Source organism: uncultured Campylobacter sp. (assembly GCF_937959485.1).
GTDB lineage: Bacteria > Campylobacterota > Campylobacteria > Campylobacterales > Campylobacteraceae > Campylobacter_B.
On record NZ_CALGPY010000012.1, the window covers coordinates 110,900 to 125,270 of the forward strand.

14 protein-coding genes are annotated in these 14,371 nt (G+C 45.5%); 2 read left to right on the forward strand and 12 right to left on the reverse strand.

Annotated elements, in window-relative coordinates; all coding sequences use genetic code 11:
* Position 1 precedes the first annotated feature (1 nt).
* From Q0380_RS07980 to Q0380_RS08035, 12 genes are all read right to left on the reverse strand, one after another.
* Positions 2-883: a lysophospholipid acyltransferase family protein gene (locus tag Q0380_RS07980; RefSeq protein ID WP_298962389.1), complete on the reverse strand. Its 882-nt coding sequence runs from the start codon at positions 881-883 to the stop codon at positions 2-4.
* A 59-nt stretch (positions 884-942) separates the two neighbouring features.
* A complete protein-coding gene (gene mnmE, locus Q0380_RS07985; protein ID WP_298962391.1) occupies positions 943-2,691 on the reverse strand; it encodes a tRNA uridine-5-carboxymethylaminomethyl(34) synthesis GTPase MnmE in 1,749 nt (582 codons plus the stop codon).
* A 2-nt stretch (positions 2,692-2,693) separates the two neighbouring features.
* Positions 2,694-3,449 (reverse strand): Jag N-terminal domain-containing protein, encoded by a 756-nt coding sequence (locus Q0380_RS07990; protein WP_298962393.1) that lies wholly within the window; start codon positions 3,447-3,449, stop codon positions 2,694-2,696.
* Positions 3,446-5,089, reverse strand: a complete 1,644-nt coding sequence (yidC, locus tag Q0380_RS07995) for a membrane protein insertase YidC (RefSeq protein WP_298962395.1) — start codon at positions 5,087-5,089, stop codon at positions 3,446-3,448. Before yidC ends, Q0380_RS07990 begins: the two co-directional genes overlap by 4 nt.
* Positions 5,079-5,426, reverse strand: coding sequence for a membrane protein insertion efficiency factor YidD (gene yidD / locus Q0380_RS08000; protein WP_298962397.1), 348 nt, complete (start codon positions 5,424-5,426; stop codon positions 5,079-5,081). The genes yidC and yidD overlap by 11 nt, the downstream gene beginning before the upstream one ends.
* A complete protein-coding gene (gene rnpA, locus Q0380_RS08005) occupies positions 5,423-5,758 on the reverse strand; it encodes a ribonuclease P protein component (RefSeq protein WP_366517542.1) in 336 nt (111 codons plus the stop codon). The genes yidD and rnpA overlap by 4 nt, the downstream gene beginning before the upstream one ends.
* A complete protein-coding gene (rpmH, locus tag Q0380_RS08010) occupies positions 5,746-5,880 on the reverse strand; it encodes a 50S ribosomal protein L34 (protein WP_005873223.1) in 135 nt (44 codons plus the stop codon). Before rpmH ends, rnpA begins: the two co-directional genes overlap by 13 nt.
* 75 nt (positions 5,881-5,955) lie before the next feature.
* The gene (locus Q0380_RS08015; RefSeq protein ID WP_298962399.1) at positions 5,956-6,309 is read right to left on the reverse strand and encodes a hypothetical protein; all 354 of its coding nucleotides are present in this window, start codon (positions 6,307-6,309) and stop codon (positions 5,956-5,958) included.
* Positions 6,306-7,664 carry an efflux transporter outer membrane subunit gene (locus Q0380_RS08020; protein WP_005873225.1) on the reverse strand — a complete coding sequence of 453 codons (1,359 nt, stop codon included), beginning with the start codon at positions 7,662-7,664 and terminating at the stop codon, positions 6,306-6,308. Before Q0380_RS08020 ends, Q0380_RS08015 begins: the two co-directional genes overlap by 4 nt.
* A gap of 13 nt (positions 7,665-7,677) precedes the next feature.
* A complete protein-coding gene (locus Q0380_RS08025) occupies positions 7,678-9,606 on the reverse strand; it encodes a MacB family efflux pump subunit (RefSeq protein ID WP_298962401.1) in 1,929 nt (642 codons plus the stop codon).
* A 21-nt stretch (positions 9,607-9,627) separates the two neighbouring features.
* Positions 9,628-10,809, reverse strand: a complete 1,182-nt coding sequence (locus Q0380_RS08030) for an efflux RND transporter periplasmic adaptor subunit (RefSeq protein ID WP_298962403.1) — start codon at positions 10,807-10,809, stop codon at positions 9,628-9,630.
* A 64-nt stretch (positions 10,810-10,873) separates the two neighbouring features.
* Positions 10,874-11,743, reverse strand: coding sequence for an EamA family transporter (locus Q0380_RS08035; RefSeq protein ID WP_298962408.1), 870 nt, complete (start codon positions 11,741-11,743; stop codon positions 10,874-10,876).
* Between the two features lie 152 nt (positions 11,744-11,895).
* Between Q0380_RS08035 and glmU the strand changes: the two genes are divergently transcribed.
* A complete protein-coding gene (gene glmU, locus Q0380_RS08040; protein ID WP_298962409.1) occupies positions 11,896-13,197 on the forward strand; it encodes a bifunctional UDP-N-acetylglucosamine diphosphorylase/glucosamine-1-phosphate N-acetyltransferase GlmU in 1,302 nt (433 codons plus the stop codon).
* Entirely contained in the window at positions 13,190-14,371 is a 1,182-nt protein-coding gene (gene coaBC, locus Q0380_RS08045) for a bifunctional phosphopantothenoylcysteine decarboxylase/phosphopantothenate--cysteine ligase CoaBC (protein WP_298962411.1), read from the forward strand. The genes glmU and coaBC overlap by 8 nt, the downstream gene beginning before the upstream one ends.

The following is a 14,371-nucleotide window of genomic DNA, read 5'->3' on the forward strand; positions in this document are numbered from 1 at the left end:
GCTAGTCCATCTTCCATCGTTTATGTATCCAAAACCACTGCTGCGGCGCGGTTCGCACGACTTCTTCGAAAATGTCGTTGCACTTTTGCGTGATAAATAACTCGGCCTCGTCCTTATCTAACCCCTCAGGTAGCGGCGGGAAATCCTTGATCACGATCTCGTAGCGATCATCCTCTCCGCGGCGCGCAAAAATGGGTATCAGCACGGGGCGAAATTTCAAATAAAGCGACGCGATAGTCTTCGTGGTGTAGCACTGTCGTCCAAAAAAGGTCGTAATCAGGCTGTTTTTAGGACCTGGCTTTTGATCGGGCAAAATGCCTACGTTGCGCCCCTGCTTTAGCGCCTGCACGAGCCTGCGCATCGCATCGTCCTTGTAAATGAGGTCGTTGCCGTAGCGCTCGCGAAACGGCGCCACTAGCCGCTCCTCGATCAACTCATTATCGCTGCGACGCCCGACTACCGAGACGGGAAAGCCATTGGCGCCGAAAAAATTAGCTAGAATTTCCCAATTTCCAAAATGCGCAGTAAAAAATAAAATCCCGTGCGGATTATCACCTTTTAGCTCTCGGACGCGCTCTAGCACCTGCTCGCCGTTTGAAATCAGATCATCAAATTTTAGTCTACCATTGTAAAATAAAAGCGTGTCGGTAAGCGTCCTAGCGATACTGCGAAAATTCTCGATCGCAAGAGCGTGAAGCTCACTTTCGCTTTTTTGCGGATAGGCGGCGCGAAGGTTATCCTGCGCAACTTTAACGCGCCTACTAAGCTTCCACGATGCAAAAAGTGCGAGCTTGTCGAAAAATGCGAATATGAAGCTTTTCGGCGCGAATTTTGCAAATTTTATCAAACCCAGCGCCAAAAAATATTGGATTTTTTCCTTCATAAAGACCTCGTTTTAAATGCGAGATTATATTGAATTTTGGCTAATTAGTAGCTAAAACGCTATTTGCCGAGGCAAAAATTGCTAAACATTTCGTCTAAAATTTCATCTCGCTCAAATGGACGCGAAATACGTGCAATCGCCTCAATCGCGCGATTTATCTCAAATGCAAAAAGCTCAAGCTCGCCGCAAGCTAGGCGCTCGCTTGCATTTTTAAGAGCCGCAAGCGCGCTCTCGCAAGATAGAATTTGCCGCTCATTGCTTAGCATAAGACCATCAAAATTTTGAGAATTTAAGTAGCTCTCAAGTGCGGTTAAAATTTTATCTACGCCCTCATTTGCAGAAATTTCAAGTGGCGTAAAAATGGAATTTGCTTGGGTATTTTGCTTAGCGGAATTTATTGCAGAGCTATTAGGCGCGATGGAATTTGCAGAATTTTGTTTGGAATCATCCTGCGTGAAATTCTCCGCAGCACAGCTTGCAGTAGTGCGCTCGGTATTTGGCGACGCTAGCCCGGCTTTTGCAGTGGAATTCTGTTCCATCAGATTTATGGAATTCGCAAGGGCTATTTGGCTTGTAGGCGCGGAATTTGTGGAAGTAGAATTTTGCGCGCTTAAGTCACGCTTTAAATTTTTAGCTTTTAAATTCTGCGCGCAGGAATTTAAAAAAACATCGCAGGTCCGACTTTGCTTTAAATTTTCGGCTGTGAAATTCTCTGATATGGGATTTTCGGCTGCGAAATTCTCTGCAGAAAAAGCCTCTAAATCCTCGTCAAGATCCTCCGCGCTAGGATGAAATTTACGCGGCAGGTCACATTTATTTAAAACGTAGATGATTTTTTTGTCTTTTTGTTCGCGCAATATTTTTAGGATCTGCGCGTCCTCAGCATCCCATTCGCGACTTGCGTCAAACACCGCCAAAATCACGTCTGCCTCGCTTGCAGCGCGAAGCGAATATGAAATGCCGATACTTTCGAGCTTTGAGCCGCTGTGTCTGATACCTGCGGTATCGACTATACGGATTAGATGAGTACCTATTTGCAAGCTTTCTTCGATGAGATCGCGCGTAGTGCCCGCTTCGTCGCTCACGATGGCGCGCTCGAAATTTAAAAGCGCGTTTAGTATACTTGATTTGCCGACGTTGGGCCTGCCTACGATCGCCACCTTAAAGCCCTCGATTAGCCCTTTGCGACTGCGGCTGATGTGAGTGATTTTTTCTAGCGAAGCGATATTTTGGCTAAGCATTTCTTGCGAGTTTTGCAGCACATCAGAAGGCAGATCATCCTCCGCGTAGTCGATGCAAACCTCGACAAAAGCTAGCGTCTTAACCAGAGCTGCGCGCAGATTTGCGACGAAGTCTGCCAGCTCGCCGCGCAGGTTTCTAGCTAAAATTTTAGCCGCACTTTGTGAGCGAGAATTAATCAGATCGCTTATGGCTTCGGCTTTACTAAGATCCATTTTACCGTTTAAAAACGCTCGCTTACTGAACTCGCCCGGATTTGCTATGCGCGCACCCAGAGCTAGCACGGCATCTAATGCCAAGGATGAAGCCGTAAAGCCGCCGTGAGTTTGCACTTCTATGACATCCTCGCCGGTAAAGCTATGCGGAGCTTTAAAATATATCAAAATCGCCTCGCCGAACGCTTCGCCACTCGCGTCAAAAAGATTTACAAGCGTAGCATAGCGAGGTCGCAAAGAACTGCGACGTGAAAGGCTTAGAGCGATAGATAGCGCTTCCTCGCCTGAAATTCTAATTATGCAAATTCCGCCGATGCCGTGAGCCGTAGCGATAGCGGCGATAGTCTCGCTCACGATTAGCTTTTTTCGTCTACGATGACGATTTTGCCGCTACGCGTGGATTTGATGCCTACGAAACGATCTGGATATGCTTGTTTTAGCTTGTCGGCTACGATTTTGATAAATGCGCCGTCAAAAGCTTTCGTGACGATACGCTCATTTCCAGAGCGCTCTACGAGCGCATTTACGTAAGACTCGATAAATCGTTCTTGATTTTGTAAAAATTCCGCGATTTCAAAAACCACAGCAAGATCATATCTGATGCTGATCCAGTTGTAAATCATATACGAAAGTGCCTTGTAGCGGTGTCCTTCTTTGCCGATAAGCAGCGCGCTATCCTCGCCTTGCAGCTTGATATAAACGGTATCTTCGTCGATTTTGCTAACATCGCTAACTTCGATATTAAACTCACTTGATCTGAAAAGTGCAGATAGCTTCTCTTTGATATCGGATAGAATTTCATCCGTCACAACGCCCTTTTGCTTTTCTTTGCGATGTTTAGAATGCGTGGTGCGCGGACTTTGAGACTCTGATTTGTCGCCCTGCTTTTTTTCTGCTTTGCCGGTTTTGTTTTGAGAGGCGCTAAATTCCGGATTTTCGCTAAATTTTTCCCCCTCCAAAACCGCTTCTATTACGGCATTTTTTTTAAAAAAGCCCAAAAATCCACCGCTTGGATGCTGCAGCACGCGCACGTTAAGCTGCGTTACTGAGCATCCCAGCTCAGCTGCTGCTTTATTATATGCGTCTTTTAAATTTTCTGCTTCAATTATCATGATTTTTTCTCCGCTATTTGAGCTTGTTTATGCCTAGCAAAGGCTTTATTAATGACGTATTGCTGGATAATGGAGCAGAAATTATTTACCGTCCAGTATAACGTAAGACCCGCAGGAAACATTACGAAAAATACCGTAAAAATAAGAGGCAAGAATTTCATCATCTTCTCTTGCATCGGATCGGTAAATGTAGTCGGCGTGATCTTTTGCTGCAAAAACATCAAAATTCCCATCGTAATCGGCAGGATGTAATATGGATCTTTAAGCGACAGATCGTGGATCCAAAGCGCCCATTCCGCGCCCTTTAGCTCGATCGCGTTAAGTAGCACGCGATAGATCGCAAGAAATACGGGTATCTGAAGCAGGATCGGCAAGCAGCCACCCATTGGGTTGGCGCCGTTTTTCTTATACAGATCCATCATATGCATCTGCAGCTTTTGCTTATCGTCCTTATATTTTTCCTGAAGCTCCTTCATCTTAGGCGCCAGATCTTTTAGCTTATTCATCGATAGCATTCCCTTGTAGCTTAGCGGGAATAAGATTAGGCGGATGATGAGCGTAAGCACGACGATCGACCAGCCCCAGTTACCGATATAGCCGTGCAACCAGTTTAGAAATTTAAACATCGGGCGGGCGATGAAGGTAAACCAGCCGTATTCGATAATGTGCGTAAGAGCAGGATTTATCGAGCTTAGCGTTGCGTGATCTTTCGCGCCGATATAGCCCGTAAGACTAAGATCGCCGTCTGAGCCTATAAAAACTTGCGAAATTTTATCCGCGTCGGTCACGGTCACATCCATATTGTTGCCATAAAATAGCGTCGTATAATAGCGATCGGAGCTCGCAGCGATATTTGCGCCACTTATTCGCTCGTTTTTATCCACATCACCATCTTTAAAAATTTCTACGCTTTCGCTTATAGCCTGCGAGCCTGTAAAAAATGAAGCGATTTTATCTGAAATTCCAGCTTCGCCAGGTTTTCCTACGATGACGCCGTGAACCGTATAGCTATCTACTTCTACGTTCGGACGCGAGCCGGGGCTGATAAAATAATGCGCATTGCCGCTTAACTTCAGATCCAATTTATAACTACCATCTGGATAAAAGGTAAGAATTTTATTTATGCTAACGGCGCCTAAACTTTGACTTAATGTAACACTAGCCTCTCCGTTTCGTACGTCCAGCTCGCCAGATGAAGCGCTGTAAGGAGTATCGAAAGCCATCGTATTCAACGCCGCGTCCTCAAAGCGCATCTCAAGCGGTTTAGAATGCGATTTAGGATCGATCAAATTTATCGCATCGCCGTTTTCATCATGGAATTTCGCATCGTTTAGCACATACGAGCTTATGCGACCGAGTCCGTCGATCGTAAAATTTGCTTCTTTTCCGACTACGCGTACTAACGGTGCAGAGATGGAATTTGCGGTATTTAAATTTGCTCCCTGCGCGCTCACGCCAGCGGCGGAAGTTTGCGGAGCGGACTTGGCGGCATTTTTTTGCGCGATTTGCGCCGCGGTTGCATTTGCCTCCATTGCAGCGCGAATTTTTGATAAATAAAAATGATCGTAAGCTACAAAAAATATGAGCGCAGTTGCTATCGCGATAGCAAGGCGCTTTGATTGAGGAAGTTTATCTAGCACTATTTTCTCCTAGTCGTATGACGTAATATCTATTTTTTTTATATGGTATAAACCAAAGCTTAAATTTATCCACAGAGGCATTGCTGCTGCGGATTTTAGAAAATACGCAAAATTTGAAATTTCGCGCGATTATCGGATAATCTATGCCACCGCTAAAGAGCGGATTGCATCTTAAAATTCTAGCCGTTACAGCGCAGAGTGCGCCAAAGACGCCGTTAAACTTAAACTCATAAAGCGCGTATTCCGAACAGCTCGGATAATAACGGCAACAGCGCGGTAGCAAAGGCGAAATAAATTTTCGATAAAACCCGATTGCGACTATAAAAAATCTCTTCATTTTACTGCGCCGATCTTTTTAAACGCCCATTTTAAATTTCGCTCGATGTCTTCAAAGCTCATATCTATGATCTGCTTTTTTGCGATTAATATAAAAATTCCGCTAACAATGGCGTCTTTTTGATTATAAAACGCTGCGCGCAAACGTCTTTTAGCGTAATTTCGCGTAACTGAATTGCCTATTTTTTTACTGGCGACTGCGCTAAATTTACGCTGTTCGCTAGCCAAAAAATACACAACAGCGCATTCGCAATGCCACTTCGCCGCACTTTTATAAACCTCCGAAAAAACCCTGCTATCGCTTATCGCAGCAAATTCGCCTACGCAGCCAATCTTCTTCTGCCTTTAGCACGTCTTGCACTTAAAACTCTGCGGCCGTTTTTTGTTTTCATGCGGACGCGAAAGCCGTGAGTACGCTTTTTAGGGGTATTGTGGGGTTGGTACGTTCTTTTCATAACTGTTCCTTAAAGAAAATGTAAAGCGGAGATTTTATAGAAACTTTACTTAAAAACCGATAAACAAAAGCAGCCCTAGCGCCGATAAGCGTCGCCTTGCAGCTTTTTACGGCGCAGTTTTAAGTCCTGTTCATTTCTATTGTTTCTCTCCTTGATGTCTTGCATCGGCTGTTTTTTGATCGAAAAATCATCGTGATCGCCTACGCCTTTTGATTCACGTTGCAAATTATTTTGCAGGCTTTGCCTATCTAGTTCATTTTTTTGACGATTTAGCAGAATTTCACTATGGTTTTTCTCAAATTCTGATTGTTTATCGTTCGCAACGTAAGCGCTGGCGCTAAGGCTTACTGCACCATCTTGCGCACTTAGTACCATAGAATCAGCAAATATCGCGCCACAAAGCAGCCAAAATATCAAAGCCTTTTTCATTTGCGTTTAAATTTACCTGCCATCGCGCGATAGATCGCCGCCTCATTTTGTAGCGTCAAATATCTTTGATTTAGCTCGTTTATCTTAGCATTTACGGCGTCAGTGCGGGCTTCTAGCATATCCTTTAGCTCGCTTGAACCTGCTTCGTATTTCGCAGCGTAAAGATCGGCAATGCGCGCCTTTTCATCGTAAGCAGCGCTTAAATTTTTAAGGCTAGCCAGATTGATCTGGTAAATTCTATATAAATTTAGCACCTCATTAGTAGCGTTAGAGAGCGTCTGTTCGTAATTTACGACGTTTTTGCGAAAAGCGATCTCCGAAATTTTAAGGCGATTTTCAACCCTCGCATAATCCAAAAATGGCAGACTTATGCTTACGTTGCCGCTTAAAAAATTTAGCTTGAAACTATCGTTAGCGCTCACGCCTTGCCCGTTAGTAAGCCCTGCGCCTAAATTTACGCTAGGAAAGAAATTTAACTTAGCGGTCTGTTCGTCGTAAAAGCTGGAATTTAACCTAGCGATCGCAGCTCTAATGTCGGGACGGTTAGCAAGCGCCGTGTAAGGCACATTTAGATCAACGCCTTGAAATTCTATGGAATTTATCGAATCGGTGTTATCATCAAACTGCAAGCTGGAGGAGATGAGATTTCTCATATATTTATGATTATCCTCGATATTTTTTTGAATGCTTAAGACCTTGTTTTCAAGCCCTAGGATAGAATTTTGAATCTGCCTGTAATCGAGCTGCTCGGACTTGCCGTAATCATATTTTGCCTTGATTATTTTTTCGATCTCGCGGTAATCGCTTAAATTCTGTTTTGTCCATTTTAGCGAATCGTTTAGATAAAGCATCTCGAAGTACCCGCTTACGACGGAATTTATAAGAGTCAGGCGAGTATTTTCAAGGTCAAACTCACTAGCTTTGGCGTTCCAGCCCTCGGCATTTACCGCCGAGCGGATCTTGCCGAAAAGGTCAAGCTCATAGCTTACGTTAAAACCAGAGCTATAGGTTTTGTTCCAATTCGAGCCGGTGCTTATGTCGCGATTAGCGCCCGCACTCCACGAGCTACTTAGCGTAGGAAAAAGATCAGCCCTGCTTAGCCCTAAATTTGCATAAGCACTCTCAACGTTTAAAGCCGCCGTTTTTAGATCGTAGTTATTCGCAAGAGCTTGATCTACAAGCTTATTTAGGTACGATTCGCCATATTTTTTATACCACAGCGTATCGATTTCATAGCTTGCATTTTCGTCCTTAAAATGCTCTACAGGCTTAAATTCTACCTCACTTTGATTTGAGGCGCAACCGCCGATAAAAACAGCTAAAACGCCGCTTAAAATTACTTTGGAATTTATCATTTTCTCTCCTTGTTTATTCTTGTGCTAAAGCATCTATCGGATTTAATCTGCTGGCGTTTCTTGCCGGCAGATAGCCGAAAACTATACCGATCGCGGATGACGCCGCAAAGGCGATCACGAAAGGTGCGGTAGTAAATTTCATCGCAAAATCCGGGCTTATGGTATTAAACGCAAATCCAAGCGCCAAAGCAATTAAAATTCCTAAAGCTCCGCCCAGCGAGCAAAGCAAGATCGCCTCTATCAAAAATTGCTGCAAGATGTTGGATTGCTTCGCGCCGATCGCCATCCTGATGCCGATCTCGCGCGTGCGCTCGGTAACGCTTACGAGCATGATATTCATCACGCCGATGCCGCCGACGACGAGCGAGATCACTGCTATTGATGAGATCAGAATCGTCATCGTGCCGGTAGTGCTTTGTATTGTTTGTTTGATAGTATCTGCGTTCATCGTATGAAAATCCCGCGAGCCGTGTCTTTGGATAAGTAGCTGAGTTAGGCTCTCTTCGGCCACTTGGGTATTGACATCGTCTTTTATTTTGATGGTGATAGAGCTGATTTTTCGATTGCCCGTGATTTTATTCATCACGGTTGAGTACGGCGCGTAAATTCTTAAATTTTCGTTGCTTCCGAAGGCGTTTTTATCCTTGCCCGAAACTCCTATGATCTTAAGCGGCTTACCCGAAAATAAAATCGTCTTGCCGATAGGATCGGTGTTTTTAAAAAATGTTTTTTTAGTGTTTGGATCAATAATCGCGACAGAGGCAGAATTTTTAATATCATCGTCGCTAAAATTTCTGCCATCTTCTATATCTATGCCATTAACCGCCAAAGAATTCACGCCGCCGCCGCGCAGTTGAGCCTTGGAGCTTAAATTCGCATAGGTTGCCGTACCGCTTGCAGAAGCATTTGGTGTGGCATAATCGACGTAGGGCTGGCGCGCCAAAACTTTAGAATCGCTTATCGTAAGGGTGCTCACAAAGCCCGCTCGCACGTCGCCGAAATTTTTACCGGGATAGATATCGATCGTATTAGTGCCAATTTTACGGATCTCGGATAAAATTTTCTCCTCCGAACCCTTACCGAGAGCTACTACGCAGATAACCGAGGCGATGCCGATGATGATACCAAGCATCGTCAAAATTGATCTTAATTTATGCGAAAATATCGCGCTAATCGACATTTTAAAGCTCTCGATCAGTTGATCTTTGCTGAACATAAAGGAATTTTTCGTTTTAATCTGCTCTTTTTTGCGCTCAAAAACTCGCCCAGCCTTTCTTTTATCGCTTAAAATTCTGCCGTCTTTTATCTCGATGATACGATCCGCAAATTCCGCGATATGCGCATCATGCGTAACTATGATGATGGTGTGGCCCTCTTTGTGCAGCGCCGTTAAAATTTGCATCACCGTCTCACCGCTTTTACTATCAAGCGCGCCGGTGGGCTCGTCGGCCAAAATCACTTCGCCGCCATTTATCAGAGCGCGGGCGATACTTACTCGCTGCTGCTGTCCGCCGCTAAGCTTGCTCGGTAAATTTTTAATGCGATCGCCAAGCTCCAGCTTATCCAAAAGCTCCACCGCCCGTTTCGTCCGTTCGCTCGCCCCTACGCCCGCATACACCGCAGGCAGCGAGACGTTTGCGGTAGCATCCATCGTGGCGATGAGATTGTATTTTTGAAAGACGAAGCCGAATTTTTTGCTTCTAAGCGCCGCAAGCTCGTCGCCACTTAAATTCGCGGTTTCGCAACCTTCGATCTTATAGCTTCCACTACTTGGCGTATCAATGCAGCCGATTATGTTCATCAGCGTGGATTTTCCGCTTCCGGATTGCCCGATTATCGATATAAACTCGCCCGCTTCGATATTTAAGCTTACGTCCTTTAGGACGTGGATTTCGTTATCGCCGAGAATGAATTTTTTGTTTATATCTTTAAGCTCTAGCATCTTTACACCATAAAATTTTAACTAAAACACCATCGGAGGCCCGTCCATATTTAACGGCGCGGCTTTTCCGTCGGCGATAAGCACCTCATCTTTTTCATCCAAACCGCTTAAAATTTCAGTATTCAAATCGTCGCTGACGCCCGTTTTTACGTATCGCTGCTCAGGCTCTTTGCCGTTAAGCACCGTGACGTAATCGCCTCCCCTGTCGCGCTTAATGACGGAGGTAGGTAGGTAGCTCGTATTGTTCGCTTCGCTTACGATTATGTTGTTTTCGGTCGTCATTCCGATCTTTAAAAAATCATTTTCGTTATCCACGAGCATCTTTGCGTAAAAATAGATCGCGCTGTCGCTGCTACTGGAGGATGAAGAGCCGCTGGAAGTTTTATCGTAAGTTCCGTCGCTAAGCGTGGTAAGACCGGGATCGATCTTGTAAATTTTAGCTTTTTTGATATTATCCAGATCCGATAGTATGGAGTATTCTACGTCCATTCCGACTTTGACTTTGGATATATCGCCCTCTGCGATTTGCATCTTGATCTCCATTTTGCTTAGATCGGCGATCTTTACGATCGTAGGCGTAGTTTGGTTGGAATTTACCGTCTTGCCCTCCTCTACCGGCATGGAAACGATCGTGCCGCTTATCGGAGCCGTGATCTTGGTGTAGCCGAAATTCGTCTCTGCGGTGCTTAGCTGAAGTTTGGTCTGCTCGATCTGCGCCTCGATCTGCTTCTGCTCGGCCTCTTTTAAAGCGGCGCTATTTTTGGCGTTTTCCACAGCCTCTTTGGAAGCGGCGTTTCTTTTATACAGCTCAAGCTCGCGATTATACTGCGTTTTAGCATTTGCCGCGGCGATCTTTGCCGAAGCCAAATTTGCCTCGTGGATCAGAAGCTGTGCCTTTTGCTGCGCAATCTCGTTTTCTTGAGTGACTGAGTCGATCTGCGCTATCATATCACCCTTTTGAACCTTATCGCCCACTTTGACGTAGAGCTTTTTGATCTGACCGCTTACCTGCGCACCCACATCGACTAAATCCCTGGCGTAAACCTCTCCGGCAGCCGTCACCGTGCCTCTGATATCGCCCTTTTCAAGTCTAGTCGTAAGAGCTTTCGGTGCCTCTTCTTGCTTAAAAAATTTACCGTATAAAAAATATATCGCAATAAAGATAAGTACGATAGAGCCGATAAATTTCAAGGTTTTTTTCATTTTGCCAACTTCAAATAAAATAGGGGCTAATTCTAATGTAAAAATATAAAATTTTAGTTAAATACTAAATTCTTTGCTCGCGCACGGCGTAAAATTTCATAATCTTTTTATGTAAAATTAGCGAAACATAAATCAACGCCGAGCCCGCAAGTAGGCGCGCCAGATCGGCATCTTTTTGCCAAAATACCAAATTTACGACGATCGCTGCGGGAATGAGCGCGTTATTCATAATCGCAAGCACGCCGCTATCGACCTCGCACGCGCCTTTGTTCCACAAAAAATACCCTAAAGCGCTGGCTACCGTACCCAGATACACAATCACCGCACCTTGCGAGAAGCTGGGATTAAATTTAGAAAAATCCCCGAGCACGATCGCAGCAATCGCCGTAACCGCGGTAGCCCCCACGAAAAAGTAGCCGAAAAGCTCCTTCTGCTCGCTAAAGCCGTGGCGCTCCAGCATAAATTTATACGCGCTCTGCCCGAGCCCGAAGCATAAATTTGCGCCTTGTACGAGAAAGAAACCCGTCAAAAACTCAGAGTTTATCGCGCCGAATTTTATCACCAAGGCACCTAGCACCGCGACTGCAACGCTAAAAAGATATAGCGCGCGAAATCTAAGCTTAAGCGCGTCGTAAAGCAGCGTCACGTAAAACGGAGTAAATATCGTAAAAAGCGCCACTTCATAGACCTTCAAATACGCAAAGCTGCGGTAGTAGAAGATATACATCACGCCGATCTGCACGGCGCCCACGGCGCAAATTTTAAGCGCCAAGGCTGGATTTACGCCGCGAAATTTCATAAACGGCAAAAAGCAAATTAGCGCCAATGATACGCGCGAAAACGCCAAATACGCGCTGTCTATGCCGCGCAAAAACTCGCCTATCAGAGAGAAGCTAAAAGCCCAAATACAAGTAACCAAAATCAGTTTTTTCAAAACGTCCGCCTAAGCTTTAAAATTTGAGCGGACATTTTATAAAATTTTAGTTAAATTTGGGATTTAAATTTCGTCCGCGCGGCATAAATTTAGGTTTTTATTTATTTTAAATGTGTTAAAATTATCCAATTTTTGAAAATTTAAGGGTAAAAATGAACGACATTTCGGTTATAGTTCTTGCCGCAGGACTCGGCACTCGGATGAAGTCGCAAAAAGCCAAGGTTCTTTTCGAGCTTTGCGGCGAGCCGATGATAATCCACATCTTAAAGAAAGCTTACGAAATTTCAAACGATGTGAGCGTGATTTTACACTATCAATTCGACGAGGTTAAAAGCGCGGTTCTAGCGCACTTCCCAAACGCTAAAATTTATAAACAAGACCACGAGCATTTCCCCGGCACTGCAGGCGGACTAAAAGAGGTCGAAATCAGCGGAGCCAAAACGCTCATAATCTGCGGCGATATGCCTTTGATAAAAAGCGCCGAACTTCGCAAGCTCTGCGAGGGGGACGCGGAAGTAAATCTAAGCGTTTTTAGCGCGCGCGATCCTTTCGGATACGGCCGCGTAATTACTCGCGGCGGCGAAATTTTAAAGATCGTCGAGCAAAAGGACGCAAGCGAAGAGGAGAAGGCGGTAAAAGACGCAAACGCCGGCTGCTACTGCTTCAAAAGCGACGCGTTAAAACAAATCCTACCGCAGATCAAACCGGATAACGCGCAAAAAGAATACTACCTCACGGATGCGATCAAAATCGCCAAAGATATGGGCTTAAAATGCGCCGCCGTGTGGGTGGACGAGCAAAGCTTCATGGGCATAAACGATAAGCTCGCCCTTAGCATCGCCGAAAATTTAATGCAAAACGAGATCAAAGAAAATTTGATGAAACAAGGCGTTTTGATGCGCCTACCGCAAAGCATCTACATCGATGGCAGGGCGAAATTTATCGGCGAGTGCGAGCTGCAAGAAAACGTAAGCATCATCGGTCCTTGCGTGATCGAAAGCTCGCTCATCAAAAGCGACTGCGTCATCGAAGATAGCGTCGTAAAAAACTCCGACATCGGTCCGATGGCGCATCTGCGCCCAAAATGCGAAGTTATTGGTACTCATATCGGAAATTTCGTCGAGCTTAAAAACGCGAAAGTAAACAAGATCAAGGCGGGGCATTTAAGCTACCTCGGAGATTGCGAGATCGATGAGGGCAGCAATATCGGCTGCGGCACGATTACGTGCAACTACGACGGCAAGAAAAAATACAAAACGATAATCGGCAAAAACGTCTTTATCGGCTCGGACACGCAGCTAGTAGCGCCCGTGCGGGTGGCTGACGACGTCATAATCGCCGCGGGCACGACGGTTACGAGCGACGTTCCAAGCGGCGCGCTGGCGATCAGCCGAAGCAAACAAATCAACAAAGATGGGTTTTTCCATAAATTTTTTAGGAGCGAAGATGAATAAGAAAAAGGTTTTACTCGCGGTTTGCGGGAGTATCAGTTTTTACAAAGCGTTTGAAATTTTATCCGCTCTGAAAAAGTCGAATTTCGACGTCTATGTCGCGCTTAGCGACGGCGTGCAGGAATTTGTCAGCTACAAAGCATTCGAGGCGCTGTGCGATCACCCCGTGCTTTGTAAAGCCAATGAAAACTGGCAGGCGGGCGTCAACCACATCGCTTATTCCAAGGTGGATTTAGTTTTGATCGCGCCTGCGACGGCAAATACGATAAACAAGCTCGCGTGGGGCGTCTGCGACAACGTATTTTTAGAGGTGCTAAACGCGGCTTTCGCCCACGCCAAGGTGGTTATCGCGCCGGCCGCAAATCCCGCGCTACTTGAAAACAACATCACAAAAAACTGCATCGATATGCTAAAAGCGAGCGTCAATGCGTATTTTGTGGATCCGATAGAAAAAACTCTAGCTTGCGGCGATACCGGTAAGGGCGGATTAGCGAGCACCGAGGCGATCATGCAGACGCTAAAGCGCGCGCTTTACAACGATAAATTTTGGGAGGATAAAACCGTCATCATCACCGGAGGTGCGACGATCGAAAAGATCGACAGCGTGCGTGGTATTACGAATTTCTCTAGCGGCAAAACCTCCAAAGCGATTGCCGACGCGCTGTTTTATCTGGGCGCGGACGTAACGCTGATCTCTAGCAACGAATATGAAAATTTACCGTACAAGCTCGTTAAATTTGAAAGTACTATCGGACTAAAATCGGCGCTTGACAGCACAAAATTCCCGGACGGCGCATATTTGATAATGGCCGCTGCTGTAAGCGACTACTCGCCGAAGGTGCGCTACAAAGACAAGGTGAAAAAAGCGGAGATCGGCGAAATTTGGAATTTACGCCTAGGCGAAAACGAGGATATCTTAAGCTCCGTGCGCGGAAATATCAAAAAGGTGGGCTTTAAACTCGAAACCGATCGCGAAAATGCCGTCGGCGAGGCCAAACGCATGCTTAATGAAAAGCATCTCGACGCCGTATGTCTAAACGTGCTCGACGACATCGTTAGGCTCGGCGGCGACGTCCTTAAGGTCACCTTTATCACGAAAAACGATCAGGTCGTAATCGACACCGCGCCGAAGGACGAAGTCGCCCTAAAAATCGCAGCTGAGCTGAAAAAAATCTGA